We start from the raw sequence: 12658 nt of genomic DNA, 5'->3' as shown, positions 1-12658 counted from the left end.
ACCAGCTCTTGCGATTATTATTGAGCGCTTCCCAATTGGTCATAGAAATTTAAAAGGGCTATAGCTTCTTTTTCTGATTTAACCTTCATATCCGAAGACTTGACGAATTCTTTAAGTTCTTTTTTATGATTAGCTAAATCACGAATTAGATTCTTTTGCCGAATACGGGTTTCTTTCACATCTCCGTTTTGCTGGAGAATGAAATAATCAGTCTTTTCTTTAAACTCGCTGTAAGAAACGTTACTGAAAGGATCACGGCCGGCATTTTTGGAGAAGAAAATTTTGTGTTTGGCAAGGAGTTTGGTGTCTCCATTATAAATAACGCGTAAAAGTTGGGTAGGCTGAATGTCATATTCTTTTTCATATATCCCATTCATAAATCGTTCAGTTACCTCTCCTTTTTCATTCAAAAAAATGAATCCCTGAATATCCGTAGGCTCAAATACACGCATGAGTTCACCATCTTTAAAGATGAGCAGGTTCTCATACGAGTTGTATTTAAGGGGGAGTTCATCTGATACAGTTTTATCTCTGAAGATGACTTTTCCTGATTTCCACTCGTCATTGTAGAACTGAGATCCACGTACTTCATCATTCTTAGTCTGCATTACGCTGGTATTTCCACGCCAGATAGCATATTGAGCTTTGCTGGCTTCATCAGTCTGAGCTAAAAGTTCATCAGTGGTATTAAGAGAGAAGAAACCTGAAAGCATCAGAAGAAAGACGATATTTTTCTTAAGTAATTTCATAATTGACCGGGATTTTAATAACAGTTAGACATATATATCGAATATTAGCCTCAAAAAGTCAAAAAATTAATCTTTAGATATTGCCCGGATTGAAGTAAATGTGGCTGGTTAAGGTCTCTGTTTAAATACCAATTTTTGTTTATTTTATGTTCGTTCAATTAAAGAAAAATTATGTTCGATAATACATATACATTTGTAGTGATAACACTGGTTGCTTTACTGATGGTTGGGTGTTCAGTCAATTCCAATAAAGAAGAATATAAGTTAGAGATTAAAAATTGTGGATCAGTTGACATAGAGGCTCAGTCACTTCGTTTTATTTCAGAAGCAGATGATGGATCTGAGGATACTCTTTATTATGATTTGGGATATTTAGCTAGTAATTCTGTTTCCGACTTTTTTCAAATTGAAGAAACAACAAAGCAGGCTGTTATAGAATGGCCCAAAAAAAGTAACTCTTCACTTCATGAGTATATTAGTTTTGGTGAATTTGATTCTCCATTGACTGAGGGAACCTATAGCCTTACGCTGAAAAATTCAGTGAACTTATATTCTGAATCTGTAACACCTGAATCTGGAAATACAATTGATTCTATTCGGATTCGAATCAGAAATAATACTGATCTTAAACTGAATAGTATTACTATGACGCTAGACCAGGAGAGACCTAAAGACCCAAACAATCTATTAAGCAGATTATCAGTAAAAAAAAGAAGTTTTCTTATTTGATGAACCAGTAGAAACTGGTGAGGCAACACCTTATATAACAACTCATTTTGCTTTTGATACCCCCCGGGGATTGTTCATTGAATTACAAGAAGAACATGTATTTAATTGGAATCATGACCTGGATTACTATTACTATTCGGATAGTGAAGTATTAGAACCGGGATTCTATACTTATGAAATAAAAAAGGGAGAGCCTAAGGTCGTATTCGGGGAGCTTTATCAATCATTTTTTGACTGTTCAAAATCTGTGGAAAATTAAATATGTGAAGGGTTAAACAGAACAGTATATTCATTGTATTAAGGAAAGAGATTAACAGCTTTAAATCTTGTAGATGTATTTAATATTTGATACCGAGACCACCGGTTTACCGAACGACTTTTCAGCGCCCATCACTGATTTGGATAACTGGCCCCGGTTAGTTCAGCTTGCATGGCAACTTCACGACCACACTGGCAAGCTCATCAACAGCGGTAATCATATTGTAAAGCCGGAAGGATTTACCATTCCTTTCAACTCCGAAAAAATACACGGGATTTCCACTGAACGTGCAAATGAGGAAGGGGTGGAGCTTGAGTTTGTGCTGAAGGAATTTTCCAAGGACATCAACAGGGCGCATTTTCTGATTGGCCATAATGTCAGCTTTGATGAGAAGATTATGGGAGCGGAATATCTTCGTAAAAAGATACCTTCTGCCATTATCGACAAGCCCAAGATTGATACCAAAGATGACGGCACGGATGTAGCTAAAATTGAAGGCGGACGAGGCGGAAATTACAAATGGCCTTCGCTTGGGGAATTGCACCATGCGTTGTTTGATAAAGGCTTTGAAGACGCCCATGATGCAGCAGCAGATGTAGAGGCTACCGCCCGTTGTTTCCTGGAAATGGTCAGGATTGGAGCTACGAAAATCAACTTCCCCATGGATGCGAAGCTGTATGAGTCTTCGCAGAGTTATATAAAACGGGAAGAATACATTGATCTCGTTTCCCCGTCCCGCTTTAAGACCAAGCAAACCGACGAAGAAAAAGCGGCTCAAAAAAAAAGTGGAGATCAAGACGGCGTTGACGCTGAGCTGATTGAGAAGGCTACCTTCACCCATCTTCACAATCATTCCAAGTTTTCGGTGCTTCAGGCCACGGCTGGCATCAAAGAATTGGTGGCTAAAGCAAAGGCTGAGGGGATGTCGGCAGTGGGACTCGCCGATCTCGGAAATATGTACGGAGCTTTTGCTTTTGCAGCTGCAGCTCACGCCGAAGATATTAAGCCTGTCATTGGCTGTGAATTTTATGTGGTGGAAGACCGGCTTCAGAAAAAATTCACCCGCGATAACAAAGACCGGCGCTATCAAATCCCGATGTTTGCCAAAAACAAAAACGGGTATAAAAATCTGTCCAAGCTAAGTTCTATTGGTTTTACGGAAGGGTATTACTACAAATATCCCCGAATTGATAAAGAGGTCATTGCTAAATATGCCGAGGATGTAATTTGCCTGAGTGGGGGCGTGCGTGGCTGGCTGGCCGACCTGATCCTGAATAAAGGAGAAGAGTTTGCTGAGGAAGAATTGCAGTGGTGGATGGAAACATTCGGGGATGATTTCTATCTGGAAGTGCTGAATCACGGCCTGGAAGAAGAGAAAAGGGTGAATGACGTCTTTAAATCCTACTCTGAGAAGTATGGGGTGAAGCTGGTTGCCACGAACAACGTGTTTTACCTGGAAGAGGAAGACGCCAAAGCTCATGATGCGTTGATTTGTATTGATGACGGCGAGCTGATGAGCACACCCAAAGGGAGAGGCCGTGGTTACCGCTATGGGTTCCCGAACGACGAGTTCTACTTCAAGACGCAAGACCAGATGAAGGAACTCTTTGCGGATATGCCGTCTGCCATTGAGAGCACCCAGGAAATTGTCGATAAAATTGAGCCGATTAAGCTGGAGCGGGATGTAATTTTGCCCAACTTTGAGCTCCCGGAAGGTTTCGATACCGAAGATGCTTACCTGCGTCACCTCACCTATGAAGGAGCCAAACCTCGCTATGAAGAAATGACCGAGGAGGTGGAAGAACGTATTGAGCTTGAGCTGGGTATTATTGAAGAAATGGGCTTTGCCGGCTACTTCCTGATTGTACAGGATTTCATTGCTGCTGCCCGCGACATGGGTGTTTATGTAGGTCCGGGCCGGGGTTCGGCTGCGGGTTCGGTGGTAGCCTATTGTACGGGAATCACCAATATCGATCCGCTGCAGTACGATCTGCTTTTTGAGCGTTTCCTGAACCCGGAACGTGTGTCAATGCCTGATATTGATATTGATTTTGATGATGATGGCCGACAGCGGGTTATCGAATATGTGGTGAATAAGTACGGCAAAGATCAGGTAGCGCATATTATCACTTTTGGTTCGATGGCAGCCCGTTCTTCGGTCCGGGATGTAGCCCGTGTACTTGATTTACCACTTGCTGATGCCGATCGGATTGCCAAATTGGTTCCGGAACGACCGGGCACTTCTCTCGATGATGCTTTCTCTGAAGTAAAAGAACTCAGGGATATCCGCGACGGCGAAGGACTGGAAGCGGAAACGCTGCGAATGGCCTATGTTCTGGAAGGCTCAGTACGTAATACCGGTATTCATGCCGCCGGTGTTATCATCGCTCCGGATAAATTGACGGAATATATTCCAGTCAGTACGGCCAAAGATGCCGATCTGTATGTGACTCAGTTTGACGGCAGTGTGATTGAAAATGCCGGTATGCTGAAGATGGACTTTCTGGGACTGAAAACCCTGTCCATTCTGAAAACAGCCATCGGTTATGTGAAAGAGAATTATGGTAAGGAATACAATCTGGATGATATTCCACTGGATGATGAAGCTACCTATAAAGTATTTCAGCAGGGTGGAACGGCCGGTATTTTCCAGTTTGAGAGTGACGGGATGCGGAAGCACCTCAAGAACCTGAAGCCGACCAGTCTCAATGATTTGATTGCCATGAATGCCTTGTACCGTCCGGGCCCCATGCAGTTCATCCCGGATTATATCGAACGTAAACATGGTCGCGAGAAGGTAGAATACGATCATGAAGATTTAGTAGAGCTGCTGGAGCCGACCTATGGTATCATGATTTACCAGGAGCAGATCATGAAGGTAGCGCAGCGAATGGGTGGCTACTCGCTTGGTGAAGCGGATGTACTTCGCCGGATTATGGGTAAGAAGAAACCGGAACTCCTGCCGCCTGAAGAAGAGAAATTTGTAAATCAGGCTGTTGAAAAAGGATATGATAAGCAAACAGCCAAGCAGGTTTTCGATAAGATGGCCATGTTTGCGGGCTACGGATTCAACAAGTCACACTCTGCGGCTTATTCGGTAGTGGCTTATCACACTATGTATTTTAAAGCCAATTATCCGGCAGAATACATGGCTGCGGTGATGACCCATAATATGAGCAACATCGATAAGGTGTCTGCTTTTATTGAAGAATGTCAACGCATGAACATCCCGGTTGATCCCCCGAATATCAATACGGCCTGGGGTAAATTCCGGCCTAAAGAAGGACGTGTTCAATATGGAATGTCAGCCATCAAAGGGGTGGGCTCTTCCGCTATTCAGCATATTGTAGAGGAACGCGAAGAGAACGAGGATTTTACCTCCATTTTTGATTTTGCCACCCGGGTTGACCTTAAAGTCTGCAACCGTAAAACTCTGGAGAGTTTAATTATCGCCGGCGCTTTTGATACGCTGAATCCCAACCGGGCACAACTCCATCATTCACTGGAAGATATCCTGGCATATGCGGTTCGCAAACAGGAAGAAATTCGATTGAACCAGGGTAATCTTTTTGGCGGAGATAGTGGTAGCGCCGCTTTACAGGAACCCAAACTGCAAGAAGTGAAACCATGGACTCAAATCGAACGGCTCAATAAAGAAAGAGATTTGATTGGGTTTTACCTGAGTGGGCATCCGCTGAGCCGGTTCAAAGAAGAAATCCGGTTATTTGGTAAGCAAAATCTCAGCGATGAAGTTTTTGGTCAGATGAGAGACCGGCAGGATATCCGGTTCATCGCCATAATTACCGGTGTGAAAAGAGTCACGGATAAAAAAGGCCGTCCTTTTGCCTTTCTGCAGGTAGAAGATCTGAACAATTCCACCGAAGTGATTGCCTTCAGTTCAACCTATGATCAGTACATGGGATTACTTCAAACGGATAATGTCTTATTTATAGATGGAACCGTAGATACGCGAAGCGGTCAGCCGAAAGTAATTGCCAACTCTTTTGAACGGGTAGAGAACCTGCGGGAGAAATTCCAGGAACAGCTGAATTTAAGGATCAGCCTGAAGACATCTGATTTACAGAAAGACCATCTCAAACAAATTGAAACATTGTTCTCCATTAACAAGGGAAGCACACAGGTTAAACTTGCGGTTCACAGTGAGGAAGCCACTGCTCCGATTAAGATGAACGTCCGGAATTTTGTAGTGGAACCAAATGATGATTTACTGCGGGGTTTACGCGATGTGTTGGGAGAAGAAGCAGTGCAGCTGGTGCATGGAAGCTGATATCTTTCCAGTAACCAGTAACCAGTAACCAGTAACCAGTAACCAGCAACCAGTAAGACAAAACCCTCAACTCATAAACCCCCGCTATTAACCCAATAATTTAAAAGAATGTGTAATGTTGAATGAATTATTCCGATATTTGTTGAAAATTGATGAACACTCAATAAAGAAAGAAATATTATGTCAAAACCAATCGAGTTAACCGACTCCAATTTTGATGAAGAAGTGCTGAAATCAGACAAACCTGTTTTGGTTGATTTTTGGGCTGAATGGTGTGGACCATGCCGAATGATAGGTCCTATTGTAGAAGAATTGGCCGGTGAATATGAAGGAAAAGCTAAAATTGGAAAAGTGGATGTGGATAGTAATCCGGAAGTTTCCGTGAAGTATGGTATCCGCAGTATTCCTTCTTTGCTGATTTTCAAAGATGGTGAAGTTGTGGATCAAATAGTAGGAGCCGTTCCTAAATCTCACCTAAGCAAGCAGCTGGAAGCTCAGGTAGCTTAAACGTATTTGTATTTGATTATCGGAAGCGATGTGGGAAGATCCCTGCATCGCTTTTTTTATGTAATTCAGTGTAGGAACCTGGTATATTTTTTTACAAGGCTTTTCAAGAAAACAGAATGCTAAAACCTGTACAAAGGTTAACTTTAGCATCCCATTTTAAATTTTCAGTCAGAATAAATGAAACGCATACTTATCATAGCAGGCATACTGATTGCCCTGGGTTTATTGGCCTATCCAAAGTTAGAGGGAATATCAGGCTCCTCAAATAATACAGCATCAAACAATTCCCGGAATAGCCCGCTATCTGTTGATGTCTATGTTGTTCAGCCCGATACTATTGAAGACAATATCTTTACCACCGGTACCCTTCTTGCCAATGAAGAAGTAGAGCTGGCCAGTGAAAGCTCAGGTTTGATCGAAGAGATTTACCTTAAAGAAGGTCAGTCGGTTGAAAAAGGAGAGTTACTCATCAAAATAAATGATAGCGAGCTGAGAGCTCAGTTGAATCGTGCCGATTTCAGGCTCAATCTGGCTGAAGACCGTGAAAAAAGGCAGACTCAGCTACTCGAAAAGGGAGGAATTAGTCAGGAAGAGTACGATGCTACGCTGAACGAGGTAAATGTACTTCGGGCAGAAGTAGCGCTTATAGAAGCTCAGATTGCCAAGACTGAAATCCGCGCTCCTTTCTCCGGGAAAATTGGTCTGAAGTATGTGAGTGATGGCAGCTACATCACCCCGAGCACCCGAATTGCTACTTTACAGGATATTGATCCTATCAAAATTGATTTTTCTATTCCCGAACGATACGCTGCAATGGTCGAAGTGGGCAATAAAGTAGAATTTACGGTATCGGGAATGCCGAAAACGCTAACGGCAAATGTATATGCCAAAGAACCCAGAATTGATACAGAAACCCGGTCGTTGCAGGTAAGAGCTAAAAGCCCGAATACAGGAGGTCAGTTGTTGCCGGGCGCTTTTGCAGATCTTGAACTCACGCTTTCTACTATTAATAATGCCATGATGGTTCCATCCATCTCGCTGGTTCCTGAACTGCAGGGACAAAAAGTGTATGTAGTTGAAAATGGAACTGTTCAGCCAAAGTCGGTACAAACGGGACTCAGGAATGAAACCAAAGTACAAATCACGGAAGGTGTAGCAGCAGGCGATACGGTACTTACAACCGGCTTACTCCAGGTTCGTCCGGGTATGGCTGTGAACATCGGAAACGTAGAAACGGAGTAATATGAGTTTATCATCACTAAGTATTCGCCGGCCGGTATTGGCTACCGTTTTTTCGATTGTCATTATTTTGTTTGGGATAATATCCTTTAACTACCTGCCCGTGCGCGAATATCCGGCTGTAGATCCGCCCATTGTTACCGTAAGTACATCTTACATCGGGGCAAATGCTGAGGTGATTGAGTCCCAGATTACAGAGCCGCTCGAAGAAGAAATAAACGGGATTGCCGGTATTAAAAACCTGACATCGGTTAGCCGTGAAGGCCGGAGTACGGTTACTGTAGAATTTAACCTGGAAGTAGACCTTGAAACGGCTGCCAACGATGTGAGGGCCAGAGTATCCAGAGCAGTAGGAAATCTGCCTCCGGATGCAGATCCGCCTGTTGTTTCCAAAGCGGATGCTGATGCCCGCCCCATTCTCTTTTTTAATATCAAAAGTGATTCACGGAATCTGTTGCAACTGACAGATGTGGCGATCAACTATTTTAAAGAGCGGGTTCAAACGATTGACGGTGTAAGCAGCGTTCAAATATGGGGTGATAAAACCTACTCGATGCGCCTTTGGTTAGATCCTATGAAGCTGGCTGCGTACGACCTGACTCCACTTGATGTCCGAAACTCCCTGGCGAGCGAAAACGTGGAACTTCCATCTGGCCGAATTGAAGGTAATCTGACTGAACTTACCGTCAGAACTATGGGGCGGATGACCACCGTTGACGAATTCAATGATCTGATCATTAGCCAGAGAAATGGAAGCAATATCAAGCTTCGGGATTTAGGATATGCCGAACTGGGACCTCAAAATGAAAGAACCATTCTGAAGCGTGATGGCGTGCCGATGGTGGGTGTGGTTTTGGTTCCTCAGCCCGGAGCCAATCAGATTGATATAGCCGATGAATTTTATAACCGGGCAGAAGCAATAGAACAAGATCTTCCGGCAGATATTGAAACTGCCATTGGATTTGATACGACCGAATATGTTCGGGCTTCCATCGATGAAGTACAGCAAACTATATTCATTGCATTCTTATTGGTAATCGCGATTATCTTTCTGTTCCTGAGAGACTGGCGCACGACCATTATTCCGGTTGTAGTGATTCCTATTGCTTTGATTGGAGCTTTCTTTGTGATGTATATGGCAGGCTTCTCCATCAACGTGCTTACGCTGCTGGCTATCGTGCTGGCGATTGGTTTGGTAGTGGATGATGCCATTGTGGTATTGGAGAATATCTATGCCAAAATTGAGCAGGGTCTGGAGCCGACAATAGCTGGTATACTGGGCTCAAAAGAAATTTTCTTTGCTGTTATTGCAACCTCAGCTGCATTGGTTTCCGTGTTTATGCCCATCCTGTTTTTGGGTGGAATCACAGGCCGGTTGTTTAGAGAGTTTGGGATTGTAATTGCCGGAGCCGTGATTATTTCATCTTTTGTGGCTTTGACACTTACCCCAATGCTTTCTACAAAATTACTCAAGAAGAGAGAGCGGCATAATAAGTTTTATGAGATGACCGAGCCGTTCTTTCTGGCTATGAATAAAGCTTACAAAAACTCGTTGCAGACCTTCATGAACAACCGATGGGTTTCTTTTCTTGTTATTGCAGCATCGGGAGGATTGATTTACTTATTCATGATGACTCTTCCCCAGGAAATTGCTCCTTTGGAAGACCGAAGCCGGGTACGAATGTTTGCACAGGCACCCGAAGGAGCCTCTTATGAATACATGGACAATTATATGGACCGGCTGATTAATCTGGTTCAGGATAGTGTTCCGGAGGCTAAGTCGGTGATCTCGGTGACGTCTCCAGGATTTGGTGCATCCAGTTCTGTGAATTCCGGTTTTGCATTTGCGATTTTGGAAGACCCGGAAGATCGGGAGCGGTCACAGGATGATGTGGCCAATCACCTTACGGAATTGGTTACCAGTCTTAGTGGAGCACAAACCTTTGTATCTCAGGAACAAACTATTGGAAGCAGCAGAGGTGGTTTGCCAGTACAGTACGTTCTACAGAATCAGAATTTCGAAAAACTCAAGGAAGTCATTCCTGGATTTCTGGAAGAAGTTCGGAATAACCCTACGTTTACTTATCAGGATGTGGACCTGAAATTCAATAAACCTGAATTGCAGGTATCAATCGATAGAGAACGTGCACAAGATTTAGGCGTTTCAGTTCGGGATATTGCGGAGACTTTACAGCTTTCACTTAGTGGCCAGCGATTCGACTTCTTTATCATGAATGGAAAGCAATACCAGGTTATCGGTCAGGTAAGTCGGGCCAATCGAAATGAACCTGTTGACCTAAGAAGTCTTTACGTTCGAAATAATGCTGGCCGGCTTATCCAGCTGGATAACCTCGTTACTGTAGCCGAGCAAAGCAGTCCGCCACAGTTATATCGATTTAACCGCTATGCATCAGCGACTATCTCTGCCAGTTTAGCACCGGGCAATACCATTGCTGATGGAATTGAAGCAATGGATGAAATTGCAGAAGGTGTTCTGGATGATACATTTGTAACAAGCCTTGCCGGACCTTCCCGTGATTTTGTGGAGAGTTCATCCAGTCTTGGCTTTATATTCCTGCTGGCTCTGGCATTGGTCTATCTGGTATTGTCGGCTCAGTTCGAGAGTTTCCGGGATCCATTTACCATCATGTTAACAGTACCGCTGGCTTTGGCTGGTGCGTTACTTAGTATGTGGTATTTCAATGAGTCACTAAACATCTTCAGCCAGATCGGGATGATAATGCTGATTGGCTTGGTAACGAAAAATGGAATTTTGATTGTTGAATTTGCCAACCAGCGTCAGCGGCAGGGGCTATCAATTATGGATGCGATCCTGGATGCTGCAGCAGCCCGATTCCGTCCGATCCTGATGACCAGTATTTCAACCGTGCTCGGGATTTTACCGATTGCATTGGCACTGGGAGCCGGCGCTGAAAGCCGAACCTCTATGGGTATTGCCGTTATTGGCGGTTTGATTATCGGAAGCTTGCTAACCCTGTATGTGATTCCGGCCATGTATTCATATCTGTCGCCAGTTAAATCAGACGATGATTTAATTGATGAAGAAACCATCAAAAAAGCTGAAAAAGAATTAGAGACTGCCCCTGTTTAAGATGAAAAGACTATCTGCATTTATACTGATTATTGGTGCCACTTTATTCTCAACTCCCTCTTTACTCGCTCAGGATACATTGAGTATCGAGAAGGTGATTAGAACCGGACTGGAAAAAAACTTTGCAATTCGGATAGCTGAAAATGAAGTCCGGATTTCATCAAATAATAATTCACCGGGGAATGCCGGTTTCTTACCTGTAATAACAGCAGATGGTACTTTCAATGAAAGCATAGAAGACAACGTTGCGGAGTATTCGACAAATGCTATTCCCAATCGTAATGACGAAAACGCCAGAACCACAGTCTATAACTATGGGGTGAACGCGACATGGACTATTTTTGATGGTTTGTCAATGTTCGCTACTTCCGACCGGCTTTCTTATGAAGAAGAAATCAGTGAAACCGAAGCACGTCTTCAGCTCGAGCAGGTATTGGCTGATATCATCAGCACCTACTACCAAATTGTAGGGCAACAGAACGCTTATCATGTTTTAGAAAATACCGTCGAAGTATCACAAGAAAGGATTCGGATTGCGGAAACAAGGCTTGACTTGGGCTCTGGATCGAAATATGATCTTTTGCAGTCTCGTGCTGATTTAAACGCCGACCGGGCTGCACTCATTCGTTCCGGGACTGGTTTAAAGCAGGCCAAGATCTTACTTACTCAGGTTCTGGCAGATACAACTTTGTCTGGCTATGATGTAAGCGATGATATTGTATTAGCTGAAAAGCTACGACTGCCTCCACTAATTGAAGAAGCTTTGCAACAGAATAGTGAGCTGCAGATAGCACGATTAAATCAGGATGCAGCTGAAGCTGAGGTTCGTGAAATAACCGGAGAGTTTTTCCCTCAGATTAGCCTGAATGGTGGGTATGGTTATCAGCGCACGGAAGCCAGCAGTGGGTTTGCTGATTTCACCGAAACAAGTGGATTTAACTATGGAGTGACTGCACGAATTAATCTGTTCGACGGAATGAATAAAAGTCGACGCCGGCAAAATGCACAGATCACAAAAAAGAATCAGGAGTTGCAACTTGAGGAAGTTCGCTTTCGGGTAACTTCACAAATCCGGCAGATTTATGCACAGTATAGTGATGCTTTATCACTCATTGAGTTGGAAGAAGAAAATCTTCAATATGCCCAACAAAGCCAGGAGATAGCATTAGAGCGCTTTCGGTTAGGAACTATAAATTCGGTAGAGTTACGTGAGGCGCAGCAAAGCTTGCTAAATGCAGAGAATCGGTTGATAGCGGCTCAAATTGAGGCGAAATCTGCGGAAACAGAATTGCTCAGACTTAGTGGCAGACTGTTATCGAGATCCGAGTAGGAGAGGATAAATCAGGAAGTTCACTACAGCTACATTCAGCCAGGTAAAGTAAAGACCAGTTTTAACCGGGTTCCATTCTCAGAATAAGAAACCTCATCGGCATATTCTTCCATCAGAAAAACTCCGCGCCCACTTGGTTTTAGCAGATTTTCTTCAGCAAGGGGATTCGGAATAGATTCAGGATCAAAACCATTTCCCTGATCTTTAGAATCAAAGATAAGCTTACCATTATCAGTGTAGGCTTTAATGGTCACAGTCTTGGATTCATCCAGCTTATTTCCATGAACAATGCCATTGGTGGCAGCCTCCGAAACGGTAAGCATTAGCCGGGCATAAAATTCATCGTTAAAGCCGAGTTCTTCCTGAAGCGCCGAAAGCATGTGCTCGACTTTCTCAACTTCTTCGTAGGTAGATTGTAGTGTAAGTGTCTGTAATAATTTCATTC

General features: G+C 43.5%; 8 protein-coding genes. 6 read left to right on the top strand and 2 right to left on the bottom strand.

Annotated features, from left to right (window positions below; genetic code table 11):
• Window positions 1-17: 17 nt before the first annotated feature.
• Window positions 18-749 carry a hypothetical protein gene (locus tag RIB15_RS07610; RefSeq protein ID WP_350201555.1) on the bottom strand — a complete coding sequence of 244 codons (732 nt, stop codon included), beginning with the start codon at window positions 747-749 and terminating at the stop codon, window positions 18-20.
• A gap of 171 nt (window positions 750-920) precedes the next feature.
• Here RIB15_RS07610 and RIB15_RS07605 point away from each other — a divergent pair, with 171 nt between their 5' ends.
• From RIB15_RS07605 to RIB15_RS07580, 6 genes are all read left to right on the top strand, one after another.
• The gene (locus tag RIB15_RS07605; protein WP_350201554.1) at window positions 921-1478 is read left to right on the top strand and encodes a hypothetical protein; all 558 of its coding nucleotides are present in this window, start codon (window positions 921-923) and stop codon (window positions 1476-1478) included.
• A gap of 332 nt (window positions 1479-1810) precedes the next feature.
• Window positions 1811-6025: a DNA polymerase III subunit alpha gene (dnaE, locus tag RIB15_RS07600; RefSeq protein ID WP_350201553.1), complete on the top strand. Its 4215-nt coding sequence runs from the start codon at window positions 1811-1813 to the stop codon at window positions 6023-6025.
• A 180-nt stretch (window positions 6026-6205) separates the two neighbouring features.
• On the top strand, window positions 6206-6532 hold the full coding sequence (gene trxA, locus RIB15_RS07595) for a thioredoxin (protein WP_350201552.1): 327 nt from the start codon (window positions 6206-6208) through the stop codon (window positions 6530-6532).
• A gap of 177 nt (window positions 6533-6709) precedes the next feature.
• Window positions 6710-7774: an efflux RND transporter periplasmic adaptor subunit gene (locus RIB15_RS07590; protein ID WP_350201551.1), complete on the top strand. Its 1065-nt coding sequence runs from the start codon at window positions 6710-6712 to the stop codon at window positions 7772-7774.
• A gap of 1 nt (window position 7775) precedes the next feature.
• Window positions 7776-10883 (top strand): efflux RND transporter permease subunit, encoded by a 3108-nt coding sequence (locus tag RIB15_RS07585; RefSeq protein ID WP_350201550.1) that lies wholly within the window; start codon window positions 7776-7778, stop codon window positions 10881-10883.
• A gap of 1 nt (window position 10884) precedes the next feature.
• Complete coding sequence (locus tag RIB15_RS07580; RefSeq protein ID WP_350201549.1) at window positions 10885-12213, top strand: TolC family protein; 1329 nt, start codon at window positions 10885-10887, stop codon at window positions 12211-12213.
• 35 nt (window positions 12214-12248) lie between these two features.
• Here RIB15_RS07580 and RIB15_RS07575 read toward each other — a convergent pair whose 3' ends face one another.
• Window positions 12249-12656 (bottom strand): ATP-binding protein, encoded by a 408-nt coding sequence (locus RIB15_RS07575; RefSeq protein WP_350201548.1) that lies wholly within the window; start codon window positions 12654-12656, stop codon window positions 12249-12251.
• Window positions 12657-12658 lie beyond the last annotated feature (2 nt).

Source organism: Gracilimonas sp. (assembly GCF_040218225.1).
In the GTDB taxonomy this organism is placed as follows: domain Bacteria; phylum Bacteroidota; class Rhodothermia; order Balneolales; family Balneolaceae; genus Gracilimonas.
Note: the sequence above shows the minus strand (reverse complement) of the source record. Positions and strands in the feature narration are given on the sequence as shown.

Coding starts and splice junctions, on each gene's coding strand:
- RIB15_RS07610 (WP_350201555.1), bottom strand. CDS start 749: ATGAAATTACTTAAGAAAAATATCGTCTTTCTTCTGATGCTTTCAGGT.
- RIB15_RS07605 (WP_350201554.1), top strand. CDS start 921: ATGTTCGATAATACATATACATTTGTAGTGATAACACTGGTTGCTTTA.
- dnaE (WP_350201553.1), top strand. CDS start 1,811: ATGTATTTAATATTTGATACCGAGACCACCGGTTTACCGAACGACTTT.
- trxA (WP_350201552.1), top strand. CDS start 6,206: ATGTCAAAACCAATCGAGTTAACCGACTCCAATTTTGATGAAGAAGTG.
- RIB15_RS07590 (WP_350201551.1), top strand. CDS start 6,710: ATGAAACGCATACTTATCATAGCAGGCATACTGATTGCCCTGGGTTTA.
- RIB15_RS07585 (WP_350201550.1), top strand. CDS start 7,776: ATGAGTTTATCATCACTAAGTATTCGCCGGCCGGTATTGGCTACCGTT.
- RIB15_RS07580 (WP_350201549.1), top strand. CDS start 10,885: ATGAAAAGACTATCTGCATTTATACTGATTATTGGTGCCACTTTATTC.
- RIB15_RS07575 (WP_350201548.1), bottom strand. CDS start 12,656: ATGAAATTATTACAGACACTTACACTACAATCTACCTACGAAGAAGTT.